Annotated in this window: 12 protein-coding genes and 1 pseudogene; 5 read left to right on the top strand and 8 right to left on the bottom strand. The window is 45.2% G+C overall.

Annotated features, from left to right (window positions below; translation table 11 throughout):
* Nucleotides 1-70: 70 nt before the first annotated feature.
* The 4 genes from mtaB to P8O70_08235 all read left to right on the top strand — a co-directional run bounded on the left by mtaB (nucleotide 71) and on the right by P8O70_08235 (nucleotide 5,340).
* A complete protein-coding gene (gene mtaB / locus P8O70_08250) occupies nucleotides 71-1,420 on the top strand; it encodes a tRNA (N(6)-L-threonylcarbamoyladenosine(37)-C(2))-methylthiotransferase MtaB (protein ID MDG2196868.1) in 1,350 nt (449 codons plus the stop codon).
* Nucleotides 1,420-3,435 carry a UvrD-helicase domain-containing protein gene (locus P8O70_08245; protein ID MDG2196867.1) on the top strand — a complete coding sequence of 672 codons (2,016 nt, stop codon included), beginning with the start codon at nucleotides 1,420-1,422 and terminating at the stop codon, nucleotides 3,433-3,435. Before mtaB ends, P8O70_08245 begins: the two co-directional genes overlap by 1 nt.
* Nucleotides 3,436-3,535: 100 nt before the next feature.
* Complete coding sequence (locus P8O70_08240) at nucleotides 3,536-4,312, top strand: ThuA domain-containing protein (GenBank protein MDG2196866.1); 777 nt, start codon at nucleotides 3,536-3,538, stop codon at nucleotides 4,310-4,312.
* Complete coding sequence (locus P8O70_08235) at nucleotides 4,309-5,340, top strand: Gfo/Idh/MocA family oxidoreductase (protein ID MDG2196865.1); 1,032 nt, start codon at nucleotides 4,309-4,311, stop codon at nucleotides 5,338-5,340. The genes P8O70_08240 and P8O70_08235 overlap by 4 nt, the downstream gene beginning before the upstream one ends.
* Before the next feature lie 57 nt (nucleotides 5,341-5,397).
* Here the strand turns inward: P8O70_08235 and P8O70_08230 are convergent, their stop codons facing one another.
* Both P8O70_08230 and P8O70_08225 read right to left on the bottom strand, forming a co-directional pair.
* Entirely contained in the window at nucleotides 5,398-9,147 is a 3,750-nt protein-coding gene (locus P8O70_08230) for a hydantoinase B/oxoprolinase family protein (GenBank protein ID MDG2196864.1), read from the bottom strand.
* A gap of 170 nt (nucleotides 9,148-9,317) precedes the next feature.
* Nucleotides 9,318-10,685 carry a sulfatase-like hydrolase/transferase gene (locus tag P8O70_08225; protein ID MDG2196863.1) on the bottom strand — a complete coding sequence of 456 codons (1,368 nt, stop codon included), beginning with the start codon at nucleotides 10,683-10,685 and terminating at the stop codon, nucleotides 9,318-9,320.
* Nucleotides 10,686-10,706: 21 nt separating this feature from the next.
* Here P8O70_08225 and P8O70_08220 point away from each other — a divergent pair, with 21 nt between their 5' ends.
* On the top strand, nucleotides 10,707-11,618 hold the full coding sequence (locus tag P8O70_08220) for a LysR family transcriptional regulator (GenBank protein MDG2196862.1): 912 nt from the start codon (nucleotides 10,707-10,709) through the stop codon (nucleotides 11,616-11,618).
* Here the strand turns inward: P8O70_08220 and P8O70_08215 are convergent.
* The 6 genes and pseudogenes from P8O70_08215 to P8O70_08190 form a co-directional block, all read right to left on the bottom strand.
* Entirely contained in the window at nucleotides 11,607-13,106 is a 1,500-nt protein-coding gene (locus tag P8O70_08215) for a sulfatase (protein MDG2196861.1), read from the bottom strand. The genes P8O70_08220 and P8O70_08215 overlap by 12 nt on opposite strands.
* Nucleotides 13,107-13,136: 30 nt before the next feature.
* Nucleotides 13,137-13,949 carry a carbohydrate ABC transporter permease gene (locus P8O70_08210; protein MDG2196860.1) on the bottom strand — a complete coding sequence of 271 codons (813 nt, stop codon included), beginning with the start codon at nucleotides 13,947-13,949 and terminating at the stop codon, nucleotides 13,137-13,139.
* Nucleotides 13,942-14,832: a sugar ABC transporter permease gene (locus P8O70_08205; GenBank protein ID MDG2196859.1), complete on the bottom strand. Its 891-nt coding sequence runs from the start codon at nucleotides 14,830-14,832 to the stop codon at nucleotides 13,942-13,944. Before P8O70_08205 ends, P8O70_08210 begins: the two co-directional genes overlap by 8 nt.
* Before the next feature lie 41 nt (nucleotides 14,833-14,873).
* Nucleotides 14,874-16,169, bottom strand: coding sequence for an extracellular solute-binding protein (locus P8O70_08200; GenBank protein MDG2196858.1), 1,296 nt, complete (start codon nucleotides 16,167-16,169; stop codon nucleotides 14,874-14,876).
* A gap of 378 nt (nucleotides 16,170-16,547) precedes the next feature.
* The gene (locus tag P8O70_08195) at nucleotides 16,548-17,165 is read right to left on the bottom strand and encodes a carbonic anhydrase (GenBank protein ID MDG2196857.1); all 618 of its coding nucleotides are present in this window, start codon (nucleotides 17,163-17,165) and stop codon (nucleotides 16,548-16,550) included.
* 171 nt (nucleotides 17,166-17,336) lie between these two features.
* Nucleotides 17,337-18,152: pseudogene (locus tag P8O70_08190) on the bottom strand (IS5 family transposase).
* Between the last annotated feature and the right edge of the window lie 118 nt (nucleotides 18,153-18,270).

Raw genomic sequence — 18,270 nt, 5'->3', positions numbered from 1 at the left:
TGATACCTTTATTCGTTTATTTCAAGAGTCTGCAAACAATTACTGTCCAATATCTTAGCAATCTTCCTTCATGACGACCAGAGTTTCCCTGCATACCTTGGGCTGTCGGCTCAATCATTCAGAAAGTGAGAGCCTAGGACATCAGTTGAGCCAACAAGGCTACCAGATTGTGCCTGAGGATGCTGAAGCAGATCTGTGCATTGTCAATACCTGCACGGTCACAGGAGCCAGTGATTCGAAAAATCGGCAATTGATCAGATCACTCCATCGGCGCATGCCTCAAGCACGAATTGCAGTAACCGGCTGTCAGGCTCAAATGGAACCGGAAACCATGGCAGATCTTCCTGGTGTCGGCCTTGTAGTTGGAAATGAAGCCAAGCACCAAATAGCAAACTGGTTACCTCTGTTAGATGAAGCACAAGAATCCCCAAAGATTGTGCACAACAAGATTCGACGTCTTCCTTTCTCACTACCATTACCTCTTGCCGAGGAAGGAAAAGCAGAGAGACCTCTTGGTCCAACACGTGGTCAACTCAAGGTGCAGGATGGTTGTGACTTCATGTGCTCCTTCTGCATCATCCCCTTTGCTCGTGGACGTTCACGACACCGTGAGTTTGACAACCTCTGTGCAGAAGCAGAGCAACAGGTAGCTTCGGGTATTCAAGAGATTGTTCTAACTGGAGTGAACCTTGGCACCTATGACATCCACAGACACAGTTTGGTGGATATTGTCGATTTTCTCGATTCTCTGAAAGACCTACAAAGGATCAGGATTTCTTCGATTGAGCCAACCACTGTTGACCCTAGTCTGTTGGAACGAATGGGAGATCAGAGCCATAAGTTAGTACCTTTTCTCCATCTGCCTGTTCAATCCGGCTCCAACCGGATTCTGGAGTTGATGAAACGCCGCTATAGCGCACTCGACTATGCCCGTGAAGTCGAAGATGCTATCCAGAAAATCCCAGACCTTTGCGTGGGCACAGATGTCATGGTGGGATTTCCTGGTGAAGGTGAGTCGGAGTTTACAGAGACGTTGAATTTGCTAGCGAACCTGCCGATGAGTTATTTGCACGTCTTCCCCTTCTCTGAGAGGGCTGGGACTCCAGCAACCAGGTTGTCAGCCAAGGTTTCTCCAGAAGATAAGCGAGCACGGGCTGCCCAACTGCGTGAACTCAGCAAAAGATTGCGTCATCAGTTTATGCAGCGTTTTGTTGGAACTAGTCGTGGCGTCTTGCTGGAAAAGACCAAACCGGACGGTCGACAAGGTGGCTATACGGACAATTACCTGCGCGTTCAACTGAACTCTACCAAGCACAAAGGCATACACAGCAATCGACTCATTCCGGTTCAACTGGAGAGTATTCGGGGAGATGTCCTAATGGGAACACCTCTCGCCTCTGTTGAAACACCTGCTCATTGATGGACCTCTCTCATCTCAACTCCCAGCAACATCAAGCGGTCACCTACACCAAAGGTCCCATTCTAGTGCTAGCCGGTGCTGGGAGTGGCAAAACCAGGGTAATCATTCAACGCATTGCCTGGTTGATCCAAGTCGAGCAAGTTCTACCAGCAGAAATTTTGGCAGTGACTTTCACCAACAAAGCTGCCCGTGAAATGAAGGGGCGGCTCAAAGAAGAACTGAGAGGAAAGCAAAAGGGAGTACAGTTGAGCACCTTCCATTCCTTGGGTGTTCAGCTACTGCGAGAGCACATTGATCAACTGGGATATCGTTCAAACTTTGTGATCTATGACACCCAAGATCAGCAGTCTGTGATCAAAGGAATCATGGAAGATCATGATTTGGAAGATTCCGGTTTGATTGATGCCAAAGGGGTTCACTACGAGATTGGACAAGCAAAAAATCGAGGACTTGGTCCAGATCATTTTCTTCAGCAGAGGAACTCGACCAGGAGCACCCAAGTTGGACAAGTCTTTGCGGAATATCAACGCGTTCTCAAAGGCTGCAATGCGATCGACTTCGATGACATCTTGCTACTGACCCTGAAGCTCTTTGAGGAACACTCTGAGGCCATGGTACCAATCCGAGAGCGATATCACTATCTGATGGTTGATGAGTATCAGGATACCAATCGTGTTCAGTACCAGCTGATGTGTCATCTGTGCCAGCGTCATCGCAATCTATGTGTGGTGGGTGATGACGACCAGTCGATCTACGGATGGCGTGGAGCAGATGTCCGCAACATCCTTGATTTCGAACAGGACTTCCCAGAAGCCAAGATCATTCGCCTGGAACAGAATTACCGTTCTACACCAACAATCCTCAAGGCTGCCAATCAGGTCATTTCGCAAAACCCACAAAGAATGCCAAAGGAGCTCTGGTCTCAAAAGCCAACCGGTGTGCCCCTGGAATGGATCGAGGGCAAAGATGAGACCGAAGAATTAGAGTTGGTAGCCCGTCGGATTAAGATTCAGGTGCTGAGGCACGGACGCGCCCACTCAGATTATGCAATCCTTTTCCGCTCCAATTTCCAGTCCAGACTAATTGAAGAAACTTTGCGAGATTCCGGGATTCCTTACCAAGTGATTGGGGGCACCAGTTTTTATGAACGCAAAGAAGTCAAGGATGCCTTGGCCTATCTGAAGGTGATTCATAACCATTCTGATGAGGTAAGCCTCCATCGGATCATCAATTATCCTCGTCGAGGAATTGGTAAGACCTCTCTGATTCAGGCCAACTACTACTGCCAGTTACTGGGAAAACCACTCTTTGAAATCTGCAAACAGGCACGGCAACACTCTAGAATTCCAACTGAAGCTGCAATGAGCATGGAGTCGTTCGCACGGATGATTTTGCGCTATCGGCAGCGTTTTCAACAAGAACCACTTGGGGAACTCTTACGTGATTTGCTGTCAGATGTGGGGCTGATCCGTGATCTGGAGACACAAAAAATCGATCCGAAGACAAAAGAAAAGCGGGTTGGCTTTGTGCTGGAATTGATGCGAGGATTGGATCGGTTTATAGAGCAGAACCCTGAAAAACGTCTGCGAGACTACCTGGAGCGAGTGATGCTGTTTACCCAGAATGACCGGGAAGAAGATTCGGCCAGCAACCAAGTAACCCTGATGACTCTCCATAGCGCCAAAGGCCTTGAGTTCCCCTATTTGTTTCTAGTGGGAATGGCAGAGGGTATCTTCCCCAACCAACGAAGTCTTGATGAAAGTGGTGAAGAAGAGGAACGACGACTCTGTTATGTAGGCATTACGAGAGCTCGAGAAGAGCTAACCCTCTCAATGGCTCGTCGACGCAAGCGCTATCGAGAAGAGATTTCACAAACCATGTCGCGCTTTCTCAATGATATCGATCCTTCCCTATTTCAAGTAGCTCCAGGAGGCAAAATGGATGTAGTTCAAAAGGCGCTGCAAAAAAAACAATCAAGGGCAGATTTTTTTCAACAACTACGGCGTCTTCAGTAGATTTTCTCTGTTTTTTTCACTTTACACTCGTTGCAACTCAGGTGAGGGTAGGCGTTAACTTTTTTCCTCAATCGTCACATTTATAATCTAGCGGAGAAACATGTCGATTCGCGTTACTGTCTGGGGTGAAAATGTTCATGAACAAACCAGCAAGATCGTCCAGAAAGTCTACCCCATGGGCATGCACAACTGCATTGCTGATGCGCTCAATGAAGACCCAGAAATTCAGGCTCGAACTGCCACACTGCAGGAACCCGAACATGGTTTGACCGAAGAAGTGCTGCAACAGACTGATGTGCTCACCTGGTGGGGACATGCAGCTCACAGCAAGGTGGAAGATCAGATCGTTGATCGTGTTCAGGCTCGAGTACTCGAAGGGATGGGCCTATTGGTGCTGCACTCAGGGCATTATTCCAAGATCTTCAGGCGACTATTGGGAACAACCTGCTCTTTGATCTGGCGAGAAGCTGGAGAAATGGAACGGGTTTGGGTCTGTAATCCCGGACACCCCATTGCACAGGGATTGGGACGCTATTTTGAAGTTTCTCAGACAGAAATGTACGGCGAACCTTTCCAGGTGCCAACTCCCCATGAGATGATCTTTAGCAGCTGGTACCAAGGAGGCGAAGTCTTCCGTTCAGGCCTGACCTACCTAAGAGGAAATGGGAAAATATTCTACTTTAGCCCAGGGCATGAAACCTATCCCATCTATCATCAGCCCGAAATCCAACTGGTCCTGAAAAACGCAGTCAAGTGGGCTTGTCCTACCCCAGGACTCTGGCTGGACAATTATACTCGCAAGGCAACTCCTCCGATTGAAGATATTCAGGAGAGAGGGCCTAAACTCCATGAACCTGGCAGCGAAGGATTACGATGATTCGCTTAGCGATACTTGGCACGGGGGGAATGGCACAGCGCCATGCCGAAGAATTTCAGAAAATCGAAGGCGTTGAATTGGTTGCCTGTGCAGACATTCATCTAACTGTTGCTCAGAAGTTTGCGAAGAAGAACAACATTCCACAGGCCTTCAGCAGCCTGGAAGGTTTGTTGGCCTTTACCGAATTTGATGCGGTGGCCAACGTCACTCCAGATCGTTTCCACTGTGCAACCACACTTCCACTAATGACCTCTGGCAAGCATATTCTCTGTGAAAAACCCCTTGCTGAGAATCATGCTGATGCCTTGAAGATGGCTGAGACAGCTCAACAGGCTGGAGTGATCAACATGGTCAACTTCAGCTATCGCAATGCCTCAGCGATTCACAAGGCGCATGAATTGATTCAGGCTGGAAAGCTCGGTCACATCATGCATGTGGAAGCAAGCTATCTGCAAAGCTGGCTGGTCAGCAAGGCCTGGGGAGATTGGAAGAAGGAGGACAAGTGGCTCTGGAGACTCTCCACTCAACATGGAAGCAAGGGTACTTTGGGAGACATTGGTGTCCACATCCTTGACTTTGCAACTTATCCGATCGGTCCCTTGTTAAGCCTTCACTGTACACTCCAGACCTTCCCAAATGTCAAAGGCACACAAATGGGAGAGTATACTCTGGATGCCAATGACTCCTTTGTGATCAGTGTTCGCTATGCCAATGGCGCTCTGGGGACTGTCCATTCCTCCCGTTGGGCGACAGGCCATGACAACACCGTGGCGCTGCGTGTCTTCGGTAGCGAAGGCTCCCTGCGCATCGATCTGGACAAGTCGATGACGACCTTGGAATGGTGTGTGGGTCCAAATATCGACAAAGCCAAGTGGGAGGTACTGGAATGTGGCAGTGTACCGAACATGTACCAGCGCTTCATCCAGAGCATTCAAAGCGGTGTGAACGACCAACCTGATTTTGCCCGTGGTGCCGAAATCCAGGAATTGCTGGATCTTTGTGAGCAATCAGCAGTTGCAGACCAATAAATTCTACTGAACGCTGTTAGTCTGAAAACTTTGTTTGAAAAATGTTTGGATTCGGCTTCATGAGTCTTTCACCTGACCCCACCCTCCACCTCCGGGGGTTTCAATACGGAAGCGGTCCTGTGATTGAGCTTGGATCTCATTCTTACCCCCAAGATTTAGCGCTGGACCGTTCTTACGTAGAAAGAGGTTACGACCGCACCGCCCGTCTTTGCCTCCAGCCATGCCGTAGGGTGCGTGGCTCCTTCTTTCAGAAAGGATTGCGACCTGCAGCTTCTCCAAAAATTCCAGTTCCCGCACCAAACCATCCCCTCCGTTGAATTCGCCTTTTCCACCAGATCCCTTCCGGATTGAAAACTCTCGCAACAAAACCGGATAGCGTCGTTCCAGGATTTCAGGATCGGTGATGCGAGTGTTGGTCATATGGGTGTGCACTCCGGACTGACCATGCCAGCTTGGGCCAGCACCGGCACCACCACCAATTGTCTCGTAGTAACCGAAACGTTCGTTACCAAAGGTCAGGTTGTTCATGCAGCCCTGGGAAGCGGCGCACGCTCCGAAGGCCTTGAGAATCACGTCGGTGATGCGCTGTGAGGTGAGCACATTGCCTCCGACCACGGCGGCCTCTTCAGAGGGAGAAAGGAGAGAACCGTTGGGGATGCGAATTTTGATGGAATTCAGACAACCCTGATTCAGCGGCATGTCCTGACGAATCAGGCTCCGCAAAGCATAGAGCACTGCTGAGTAAGTGACAGCCTTGGGTGCGTTAAGGTTTCCCCAGAGTTCCGTGCCGGTTCCTGCAAAATCGAAACAAGCACTGCCGTCATGACGATCAATGGTCAAGGCAAGACAGATTGGTGAGCCGTCATCCAGATAGTCAACTGCGTGAATGGTCCCAACTTCTGGCAGATTTTTCCCAACTGAGAGTTGCTGTAACATCAGCCGGACGGACTCTTCCGCATTGTCCTGGATGTGTTTCATGTAGGCCTGCACGACTTCCAGCGACCAGTGTTCGACCATCTCCTGAATCAGGTCAATACCGCGCTGGTTAGCAGCCACCTGGGCCTTGAGGTCGGAAATGTTGTCCGCCAGCAGCCTCGTTCCAGCAATCGGCAATTCTCCAGGGAGTCGGGGAATTCGAGCTGGGGCCTCTAGCAACTCCGTAATCCCTGCTTCGTTGAAAATCCCATTCTCGACGAGCTTGAAACTCTTCAAACAGGCCCCTTCTTCGGCCAGCGTACGAGAGAAGGGAGGCATCGAGCCAGGAGTGATTCCACCGATGTCAGCATGATGTCCACGACTTGCTACATAAAAGAGGGGTTGTCCATCCTGCCAACAAGGAGTGATCACGGTGATGTCGGGAAGATGACTGCCTCCAGCCTGTGGGTGGTTGGTCACCAGCACATCTCCGGGCCGCAGGTTATCTCCCTGGATCCGCACCTGCTGCCGTACAGCTTCACTCATGGCACCCAAATGAACCGGTAAGTGAGGAGCATTGGCTACCAAGCCACCGGTAGAATCAAAAATCGCACAGGAGAAGTCCAGACGCTCCTTGATGTTGGTCGAGATCGAGGTGCGCTGCAGCGTTCGGCCCATCTGCTCGGCGATCGACATGAACAAGTTGCCGAAAATTGACAAATGGATCGGGTCCCGAGTAATTCCAACCTCCCGATGAGTAGGGGCCTCGACATGGATCAGCACATCACCGTATTCGCTGATTTCTGCTCGACAATCTAGCTCGATCACGATCGTCGAGGTATCCTGCAGCAGCAACGCTGGTCCGGAAATCTGATGCCCAGCTTTCAGTAATTCACAGCGAAAGACCGGGGTTTGGTGCCATCCATTCTCAAAGTAGCAGCGGGTCTGATCAATCGGTTCAGCCGGACCCTCGGATGGAGGAACCTTGAACTTCTGCAAACTTGGAGAAGGGGAGATGACACGCACACGCAAGTCATTCACCAAAATTTCTCGCTCCAGTTCAAAGCCGTATTCACGGAGATAGGTTTGTCGGAAACTCAGGGCGTAGTTGCCATCCTCTGGTTCCCGGATCATCAGGTGAGTGTCGGTTCCCTGATAGCTCAGGTTCAAAAAGTGCTGCACCTGCAAGGTGGAGGAAGACGCTCCTTGTTCCTGAAGTTCTGCAGCTGCCTGAGCTGACAGTTCAGTCAAACGTTCGGCTAGGTTGCTGGGCAGAGTGGGAGAAAGGTCTCCAACCTGGGCCAGCACTTCTGCAGCTGGTTCCTGGCGTTCTGTGGTCAGATCCGCAAGCCCGATTCCATAGGCAGAGAGAATGCCGGCAAAACGATGGACGAAGACGAGGGAGATTCCTAAATCTCTTGCCAGCGCACAGGCATGTTGTCCTCCAGCTCCTCCAAAACAGGCCAGCACATGCTCCTGAATGTCGAAGCCACGCTGCACGGAAACCTCACGTATCGGCCGGATCATCGTTTCATTCGCAACACGCAGGAATCCCAAGGCAACCTCTTCGACAGTCCAACCTGATTGCCCAGTGGACGCAGTTTCATCGTTGATCTGATCGGTCAGGGATTGTAAGACAGTTCGAGCGCCAGCCAGATCGAGCGGTTCGTTTTCCTGGAGACCAAAGATTTGTGGAAAATAGTCAGGGTGCAGCCGACCCAGTACAAGATTGGCGTCTGTTACTGCCAAGTGTCCCTGCTTACGATAACAGACTGGACCCGGATGGGCTCCTGCTGATTCGGGGCCAACCTCAAAGCGTCCTTGGCGAAAGAACAGGCGGGAACCACCACCTGCAGCGACCGTACGGATGTCCAGTTGAGGGGCCTGGATACGGACACCCGCTGTTTCGCTCTCACGGGTATGTTCCCAGTCTCCGCCGTAACGTGAAACATCCGTCGAGGTGCCTCCCATGTCGAAGCCAATCACGGGCTTGCCAAGGTCCGTGGTCAGCGCATAACCCACCACTCCTCCAGCCGGACCAGAAAGAATCGCATTGCTGCCTTGAAAGCGGTCTGCGGCAGTCAGGCCTCCGTCGGATTGCATGAAGAACAGGTTGCTTTGTTCCAGTCCATCCGAAAAACCCGAGCGGAAGCTATTGAGGTATTGGCGGATGTGTGGGGTGAGATATGCAGCTACCATCGTTGTGTCACCACGTGCTACCATTTTAACCATCGGCATCACTTCGTGAGAGAGCGAAACCTGCGTAAAGCCAAGTTCTCGGGCCAACGCTCCGACATCCTGTTCATGCTGTGGGAACGCATAGGCGTGTAGAAAGACAACCGCTACGGCTTTAATACCCGCTTGTTTAGCTTCTTCTAAGGAGTTGCAAACCTTTTCCAGGTTAGGTTTTTCAAGAATAAGGAACTCTTCACCAGTGGTACCCACAATACCGGGATGTAAATCATCCGCTCTGCGGAGTCGAACCCGCTCATCGACCTCAAGCACCTGCTGATACAGCAACTCAGGTTTGCGGATCTCCAGGTCAAAAATGCGTGGCCGGTTCTGATTGCCGATTTGCAGCAGGTCGCCAAAGCCCTTAGTGATCACAAGTAACGTCTTCGCACCTTTTCGTTCAAGCAAGGCATTCGTAGCAACCGTGGTTCCCATTCGGATCCAGTCGATATCAGACGACACGAAGCCTTCCTTGGGATATGGATGACCGGTGACTTCTTCAAGAATCCGACGGATGCCTTCGCGGGGTGCATCAGGGTAGTGTGCTGGATCTTCAGAGAGTAGCTTGACCACACGAAAGCCGGGTTCTCCAGGCACCTCGGCATACACATCAGTAAATGTGCCTCCACGGTCGATGGAGAAGCGGAAGGAATTCGCCATTTGTCTATGAAACACGAAAAGGTTGGATGAGTAGCTGGAAGTCTGCTTGAAAAAATATCAAAGGAGGGTAGCTCAATTCTCAGAAGAATCAAATCAAGGAATTCGTTACACTCCAAGAGGCTTTGGAAGAATTATGGAGAAAGAAAATGGCAACATTCAAATGCGTTTATTCAACGAAAATCAACCAGATATTCAGGAAAATAAGGGAAAGTGTTTTCTGACTTCAGCTGGTTGTATTCTTGATCAGAATCCGTGATCTCAATTTCAAAGTCAGCTTCATCAGCCTGAATCATCAGTTCTTTCAGCAGTAATCTGAGCTCCTGCTGCACTGGAATGTGAGAGCGATAGTTAATGAGATTGTGTAGCTGGGCCGAATCTGCCTGGAGATCATACAGGTAAGTTCCTGTATAAAGACTTGCCGCGCTGTCGCTCCAAGGATCTCCATTACCAGTTACACCGTATAGCCACTTTTCTGTCCGAACGGCACGGCCTATCTGAGTTTCGCTGATTTGAATCAAGGCTGCATTATTCCAGCTTGGATGTGTCTCGTAGCACAGTGGCAGCAGTGATTTACCATGAAGATCTTCAGGAATATTTAATTGATGAAGGTCGAGAATTGTTGGAACAATATCAACTAAGCTTACGATTTGTCTGACAGTGCGAGAAATCAGAAAATCTCCGCCTGTGCAAACTAGTGGAATGTGAGTAGCACTATCATGGGGAGTCCTCTTGTATTCATCATTTCGGGTCTTGAATTGGTTGCCATGATCTGAAGTAAAGATCACGTTGGTGGATTCAAACAGATTCAAACTGGCTAGTGCATCAATCAAACGACCATATGCTTCATCAATCCGTTTGATCATTCCGTAATATCCAGGCAGATGCATGTAGGTAGAACCACTTAGAGCTTGCAAATCCAAGGGAATCCAGGAATTTCGATATCTTTCTTCATATCCATGAGGGGCCGGATAATTATCAAGATGATTTTGATGATGTGGCTCAAGCAAGGAAATGAAGATAAAAAATGGTTTGTTTTGATTCTCATAGACATAACGAATCGCGGCATCTACAACTGCATCAATACGGTATCCGGGTAAACGAACTTCTTCATTATTGGAATCGTACAGGCGTGTGTCATAGGAATTGGAAACGAACTCAAGGAGGTTGGCAGCAAGCCAAAACTCATAGCCGCCTCTTTCTGGTTTGATTACACTTCCAAATGAGTCTGGATTACCAAGATGCCACTTACCAAAATATGCTGTTTGGATATGATTTGCCTCTAGAGTTTTAGCGATTGTCCATTCGGATAGATCTAGAGGAATTTTATTGCGGAAACAACCTGTTTTCGTTGCAAATTTTCCAGTTTGCATCACAGATCGAGCTGGACCGCATACAGGTTGGGGTGTAAATGCATTTCGAAAATTGATCCCTTTGGCTCCATAATAATCTAGATTGGGAGTCAAACCTGATGGGTTGCCATTAGCTCCGAGAGTATCTCCTCTTTGCTGATCAGTGAAAAAAACAATAGTGTTTTTCATAAATTTTTATTCTTAGAAATAATGCTATCAAGAGAAATTAGGCAGTTTATTGCTGTTGTTGAGAGCAAAAGTATAAACAGTGCGTCACAACGTTTAAATATTTCACAACCATCCGTCAGTAAAACACTTCAAAACCTAGAGTATGAACTTGGTGTCCAACTTTTTGAACGATCAATACGTGGAGTGAACTTAACACCAGAAGGTGAAATTTTATATGAGCATGCGTTAAAATTGCTAGAAGAAGAAGGCAAGGCCCTGGTTGAAATCAAAAGATTGAAAGAAATTAAAAATAGGAATCAAATTACGATTGGAGCGGGCCATGCTTGGAGTACAGTGTTACTCCCAAAAATTCTTGCGGAATATCAAAGAAACAATAATCATGTCTTTATAAATATAAAATACGGATCTGTTACAACGCTGCGTGATGAATTAATTAAAGATGAAATCACGCTCATATTAGGAGCTGAACCCAATTATCAAAAAATCCAAAAGCCAGTACGCTATCGTGGATTGCTTCCGCTTTCACAAATTGTTTACGCCCATAAGTCTCATCCAATTTTCAAAAGTGAAAAACCAGTGAAGGACTTAACAAAGTATCAGTGGATTTCTTGGGGCAACGAAACTTACGACAATAATGGTGTCAAAGAATTTTGCATAAGAAATCAAATTCAAAATCCAGTATATGCTCTGGAAACCACATCAATCTATTTGGGTATTCAATTGACGGTTCAGGGCGAATACATCCTCAGACTACCTTCGATGATGAAAAAGATTTTGCAGAGCCATGAAATTTATCCTGTTAAGGTTGAACCTCTAATCAGTTATACAACCGGTGTTCTATTTAAAGAATCAACGTTAACAAATCGTAGTGTGGCTCATCTCTACGAAAATATCGTCTCTTCTGCTGAACAACTCAGAGATTCAGATCTGTAATCTAGTAAAGGCTTCTGGTGGCGCTTGATTCCATTTCATCAATTGAGAAATATACTCAGTCATCGTTGATTCAGTTTTCGAATCTTTGATCATCGTTTGCTGTTTTGGATCATCAATAATATTATAGAGTCTAGTATCATTCTCTATCATGCAGCCAGGACCATAATACTGATGAATTGGAGAACGTTGAACTACAGGAACTTTTAGTAAGGGTACTCCTTTGGAGAAGTCAAATGGCTCGTTCAACATTGCGTGCTGTAATTCATCAACTGAAAAATGTTGACGAATATGAGTTGGCATTAAGGTGTATTGAAAAATTTCCTGTTGCATCAAGTCAAAAGGATATCTGTGGTAGGTATACTCGCCATTAGTTACATTCACAGCACCACCAAAATATCCATAAATCAGAGCTTCTCGATGATTGAAGCTCTCTGCATCGACTCTGAGTAAAGATTGACCCTGACACTCCGATGGAGGATCAACCCCAAAAAAGTCTAAAATCGTAGGACAGATATCGATCGTCTGTGTCAGTGAATTACACTCTTGTGATTGATTTTGATTTGGATGGTAGAGGAAGAAGGGAATGTTGACGATTTCCTGGTACATATTCATTCTGTTTTTAGCCCAGAAATCGTGCTCACCTAGTAAAAACCCATGATCTGTAGTTACCACTAAGCCGGTGTCAGCCCAAAGATCATTTTGATCAAAATAATCTAAAACACGACCCAGTTGCTCATCACATAATTCAAGGAGTGCAAAATAATTTGACCTTAGCTCGTTATATTCGTCTTCGAGTTCCTCAACTCTTCCATATTTTGGCCAATCCCTGATTCCCCCTTTCCAATTGGTTTCGTAATTATTCCGAAAACGCATTGGTGCAGTGAAAGGTTCATGTGGGTCGAATGTTTCAATCTGCAATAGCCAGTTGTCTGCTTCATGGTTGTTTTCTAGAAATTCAATTCCATGATTAAAGCATTGAACACATGGGTAATCTTCATCTGTGAGTAAATACTCTCTATTGATGATATTGTTTCTAAAGTAATTTCTATTCTCCGTTGATAGCTGATTGGAGTCATATTTCTCTTTCAGGCGTTCCCAAGGTGGCTTTACCATTGCCTTCCATGCATCACCCTCCTGCCCTCTAATGAATTCATAACTGTCATAGCGATTATGATAGGTAAGGCCACCATCTTCCCAATAGTGATAATGATCGCTTACTAGATGGCTGTAGACATTATTTTTGAAAAGAATTTCAGGAAAGGAGTTATCAAAGGGCTCCAACGGGCCCCAACTTCTGTGTAAAAAACTTAGCCGACCAGTATGCATATCCCGGCGAGCTGGCATACAAGGCAAACTTCCAACATAGTGTTTATTGAATGTCTGAGCCTTCTCTGAAAGCCGTTTAAAATTTGGGGTATTAATTTGTCCACCATAGGGCGAAAGGAGATGACGATTAAGTGAATCAAACAAGATGAAGACAAGTTTCATTGACTATCCTTTTAAATGATAAGCTAAAATTCATTTCACAGAACCAGCGGTTATTCCTCTCACAATATAGCGATTTGCAAAGATTGTAAGTAATAGCCCAGGTACTAATGAAACCAGTGAGCCTGCCGCCATTTCTCCATATCTTACTTCGTACTGTTGAGCATAGGTGGCTACTGAAACAGGGACAGTCTGTGTTGCTTTTGCAGAAAGGTTGATAGATATCATGAAGTCATTCCAGCTGAAGAGAAAAATAATTATTGCCGCTGTGAACAAACCAGGTAATAGCAAGGGTAGAAAAATTTTAAAATAAGTTTGATAATTGGACGCACCATCAATTACTGCAGCTTCCTGAATTTCATGAGGAATCTCTTTCATATAGTTAGTAATGATAAAGAGTCCTAATGGTAAATTTATTGTAGCGTGAGCAATGATGAGTGCACTGTAAGAATTAAACAAACCAAGTGAATTTGCTAAAACAAACCAGGAGCCAATGAATGTAATGGGTGGTATCATATGGAACACCAACAACCATCCAAAAATAATAATTCCCACCCATTTTTCGATTTTTAATCGCGTCAGTGTAAATGACGCGAGTGAGCATACAATCAGCACAATAAGTGTAGAACTCAATCCAATAAATAAAGAATTTAGGATATCATTACTAAATGTAGATTCTTTCGATGCAAACAATTTAATGAAATTTCCATAACTAATAGGTGAAATAATATTAGTCATGAGAATATCAATTTGGCGTTTAAACGCTAGGCTGGCAATCCAACCAAATGGAAGCAAGAAAATGAATGAAAGAATCACTAATAGTGAATGTGATAAGAATCTAGTCATGCGCGTTCAATCTCAGCTTTATATAAATTTTCTGAACAGCATACATGATAAGAATAATTAAGATCAGAGTGGTTACAGACATTGCCGAACCCAGACCAATATTGTCAGACTCAAAATATGTTTCATAAATAGAGAAGCTGACAACTTCCGTAGCAGTTCCAGGTCCACCTTGAGTTAGTAGATAAATTTCATCGAAAACTTTGAATGACATTATAAATCTAAAGAGACTCGCTACAATAATTGTAGGCATAATCAATGGAGTGATTAAATAGTAAGCCTCTTTCAAAAAGTTTGCTCCATCAACTAAGCCTGCTTCAAGTATGTCTTTCGGAATTCCTTCAATGGCTGTAATTAACAAAATAACTGAAAAAGGAGTCCAGTGCCAAATATCAAGAATAATAATAGATATGAAAGCAATTTTAGGATCTCCCAACCAATCAATTGGCATTATTCCGAGGTATGAAAGTAAGTAATTGAAAAGTCCAAAATCAAAACCATACATCAACCGCCAAATTGAGCCAATCACAATTGGCGGCAAAAGTATTGGCAGCATGAAAATCGATAGATAGATAATCCTATATTTAATTTTATTGAGAACAATTGAAATTACGTAGGCAATTAAAATCTGAATTATGACTGTAATTAGAGCAAACTGAATAGTATTTTTAACACCAGGAATGTAAAATTTATTCTCAACTAAATCGAAGAAGTTTTGAAAACCAACTCCTTCATACAAATAACCACCACTCCATGTAACTTTGAAGAATGATGTATAGATAAGGCTTAGCAGAGGAATGATTGTTAGAAAAAACAGAAGTAAGCATAGTGGTGCAAGGGATAAAACATTCCAATACCTGTCAGTTTCTTTTGAACGATTTTCCATAGTTTTACTCAAAGGGCGGATGAACCGCCCTAGTTTATTTACTATTTGAGCTTGGGCAGCATTCCAGTCTTCATACCGTTATCGGCAGTGATTTTATGTAATTCTTCAGCTGCCTGATTCAAGCCATCAACAATTGATATCTCACCTGCAACAATTTTATTCAGGTAAAGATTCGTAATGGCTGTTGACTCTACTGCGGTTACTGTCGGTGCAATAAACTTAGCAACTTCAGAGTTCTGTCCAAGAGCTTCAATGAATCTAAATCGATCTTCTTTCGCTATTGGAGAATAAATCAGATCACACCTTACTGGTACAGCACCATTTTCTGTGTATTTGATCTGATTTTCTTTTGTTACAAGCCATTTAAGAAATTTCAGAGCTGCCTTTTGATGTTCTGGCTTCACGTTCTTTGGAATGTGTGCCTCCCAGTGTCCAAGACTGCTTGCGCTCCCATTGGGCCCACTTGGAATCAAGGCCGCACCCATCTTGCCAATTACAGCAGATTTTTCCTCATCATCCATTCCTCCCCAAGCTGCGATAACAGCGATTGCATGAGCTGCTTTACCCGTTCGTAAGTACTGAATCATCTCTCCTTGACCAATTGAGTGAGCATTTGGATGGCCAACCTTGTCTCGGATTTCTAGATACTTCTCCAAGGCTTTTCTATTGTTTTCGCTGTTGAAAACGATACTGAAATCTCCATTCTGAGGGTCCTTGTAAACGGCGCCACCGTGGCTAAACATGTATGGACCAAAATTATAGGTTACGGCACCACGTTCCGATCTCTGAATCATTCCATACATTCTTGGAGGATTGTGAAATTCAGCTGCGTTTTTAATCAAATCATCCCATGTCTTTGGAGGTTGTAGTCCTTTCTCTTCATACAAGTCTCTTCTATAGTATAGAACCTGTACATTGCCATTTACTGGAATACCAATAAACTCACCATTCTTTGCATCAAATGATCTGGTTTCATAATTCCAATAGCTAGTGTCTTGGTAACCGCAGATTCCACTATCTAATTTGAAATCTGGATCGATATCATTGAAATTAATAAATTCTCCGCTATTGGCATAAGTAGCCATAAATTCAGTCGAAGTAATGACGATATCGTATATGGCTTCTGGTGATCTAATACTATTCCTTATTTTTTCTGACATTCCTGGATAGGGTGTCACATCGAGTTCAATAGTTTCTCCCGTTTCCTCCTCATACATGACAAGTGTTTTACGAAATCCATCAAACCATGGCGACTGATTAATCAGCATATTTAATTTTGCAGCAGTTGCAGTTGAAGCCAACAGACAGACTGCTAGTAATGAAATAAGTCTCTTCATGACCTTCTCCTTTCTTTGATTAAAAAACAGTTAAACAACGAAATACCACTATAATGGCTTTGCATTGTTTGACTCAAAACGAGTTTCTACCATCTATCAGAATCTTTGTATTATATTTTAATATTATAACGTTATAATTTAATTTTTAATAATTAAATTATTTTTATGATAGAATTGAGCGTTATTTTTGTCATTTAGATACTAAATTAGTTCTTACGGTGAATTTAAAATTAAATCTCTTTTGTAATTGGCTTATTTAAAAAATTATTTTTTTAAATTTTCATAGACTCTCAGATCTGCAATAAAGATTAGTTTCTTTAATGACTAGATGATTCGAATTCAAGGATTTCATTATGATTCGAATGAAGCAAATATAAATTAGTGTTGGCTCTCAAAAAAATCTACTTGTCCACTTTCAAGAGAATACTCGGCTCCAACAATCCAAAGAGAACCACTATCATGAATTTCTTCCAAGAAAGAAGATCCATGTCGCAACTGATTGACAGACATTCTTACGTTGGATCGGATTGCCCGTTCAAGCAGGTGTTCGTGAGTGAGATCGGTCCGAATTTCTGATAAGGGTTCCACTGCAGGACGAATACGCTCCACAATCGAACGCAGATGCTGAGAGCGACTGGCTTGGGGTTGACGGATTTGATTTAACGTCGCTGCGACAGCTCCACAGCGTGTATGTCCTAGCACGACGACCAAGGGAGTCTGAAAGGTCTCTACCGCAAACTCAATACTCCCTATTTGGGAAGGGGCGACAATATTTCCAGCGATTCGAATCACAAATAGATCCCCAAGTCCTTGATCGAAGACAATCTCGGCTGGAACTCTTGAATCTGAGCAACCCAAAATGATGGCAAAGGGCGTTTGACCATCCACCAATTCATTTCGGCGGCGTGTGTCATTGTTATTATAGGTTGATTGTCCTTCCACAAAACGCTTGTTGCCTTCCTGCAACCGCATCAGTGCCTCTTGGGCTGTAAGCATGTGAATTTCCTTTCATTCCTTCGAGTGAATGCAATAGAGATCCGTTTGATTGGCTTTCCCAGATCTGACTATAACCGTCAAATGAGTTCGTCTCTATTCGAGTCTGAGGAATTTTTAGGTGACTATCCTAGTGAAACCAATCCAAACTCCGGACTGCCTCACATTTAGAGCTTATCCATAAATAGACATTATCTTATTCAAAGTGATTATTGCTGCCGCTAAGCTAGTCAAGGCCTGGTAGGAGCAATCCGTTTTTTCATACCTGGGAATCAACTTTCGAAAACGATTGAACAGGAGTGAGTCAACTTGACGACCCATCTTCGCGCCTTGAACTTGGGATTGGTCTCCATCTCTTTTTTCTCCGCCCCTCGTGGACACGGATGTGTGGGATGAAGCCATGGCATTGGACGACTTCCTCTTTGCCGACGTACCCTGCATCCAGGCACAAGTTCCGCTGCGTTGCTGGCGTCGGTGAAACGAGGACTGCTTTGAGTAAAGGCTCCAGAGCCACGCTGTCATGCCGGTTGGCTGCACTGACGAGTAGCGAGCGAGATAGGGATGCCATTCTCGTCGACAAGAACATGTTGTTTTGAGCCTTTCTTTTCCCCGATCCGTCAGGTTTGGACCAGCGGACTCTCTGGCCAGTGGTGCTTCGATGCTAGAACTATCTGCCACTTGCCAAGCCCAAGAAATTCCTTGCAGTTCGTCGTATTCGGCCAGACCTCGCTGCCAAATTTTAGTAACCACACCGGCCACACTCCATTGCTGGAATTTATCGTGAAGTGCCGAGGAGCTCAGCCCGCCAAACTTTTCACGGGGCAAGGCATTCCAGTTGATGCCAGTCCGTAAGACGTAAACCATTGCCGAAAAGTAGAGGCGGTTGGAATATTTCGGTTTCCTGCCACCCCCTCATTGGCGTTGGTAGGTCTTGTTGGAGACTCTTGGATCTGTGGGAATCAGGGGTTGCACCAATTCCCGAAAAGGCATCCGAAATATCCCAGGTCTTCTTTCTTGACATATTTTCCTCCTCATCGGGTTATCTGCTCATCCTCTCAACAAGGATTGATAAGAAGGAAAAAGTAGCCTATTTTTTGTTTATGGATAA

The organism is SAR324 cluster bacterium (genome assembly GCA_029245725.1).
Lineage (GTDB): Bacteria > SAR324 > SAR324 > SAR324 > NAC60-12 > JCVI-SCAAA005.
The sequence above is the reverse complement of the archived record's forward strand: the minus strand, read 5'-3'. Positions and strand labels throughout refer to the sequence as shown.

Bases quoted from the DNA above. Each gene is read 5' to 3' on its own strand.
- P8O70_08195 (MDG2196857.1), bottom strand. From the start codon at position 17,165: ATGCTTACAGCCCAAGAGGCACTGATGCGGTTGCAGGAAGGCAACAAG.
- mtaB (MDG2196868.1), top strand. From the start codon at position 71: ATGACGACCAGAGTTTCCCTGCATACCTTGGGCTGTCGGCTCAATCAT.
- P8O70_08220 (MDG2196862.1), top strand. From the start codon at position 10,707: ATGCTATCAAGAGAAATTAGGCAGTTTATTGCTGTTGTTGAGAGCAAA.
- P8O70_08240 (MDG2196866.1), top strand. From the start codon at position 3,536: ATGTCGATTCGCGTTACTGTCTGGGGTGAAAATGTTCATGAACAAACC.
- P8O70_08245 (MDG2196867.1), top strand. From the start codon at position 1,420: ATGGACCTCTCTCATCTCAACTCCCAGCAACATCAAGCGGTCACCTAC.
- P8O70_08205 (MDG2196859.1), bottom strand. From the start codon at position 14,832: ATGGAAAATCGTTCAAAAGAAACTGACAGGTATTGGAATGTTTTATCC.
- P8O70_08235 (MDG2196865.1), top strand. From the start codon at position 4,309: ATGATTCGCTTAGCGATACTTGGCACGGGGGGAATGGCACAGCGCCAT.
- P8O70_08200 (MDG2196858.1), bottom strand. From the start codon at position 16,169: ATGAAGAGACTTATTTCATTACTAGCAGTCTGTCTGTTGGCTTCAACT.
- P8O70_08215 (MDG2196861.1), bottom strand. From the start codon at position 13,106: ATGAAACTTGTCTTCATCTTGTTTGATTCACTTAATCGTCATCTCCTT.
- P8O70_08230 (MDG2196864.1), bottom strand. From the start codon at position 9,147: ATGGCGAATTCCTTCCGCTTCTCCATCGACCGTGGAGGCACATTTACT.
- P8O70_08225 (MDG2196863.1), bottom strand. From the start codon at position 10,685: ATGAAAAACACTATTGTTTTTTTCACTGATCAGCAAAGAGGAGATACT.
- P8O70_08210 (MDG2196860.1), bottom strand. From the start codon at position 13,949: ATGACTAGATTCTTATCACATTCACTATTAGTGATTCTTTCATTCATT.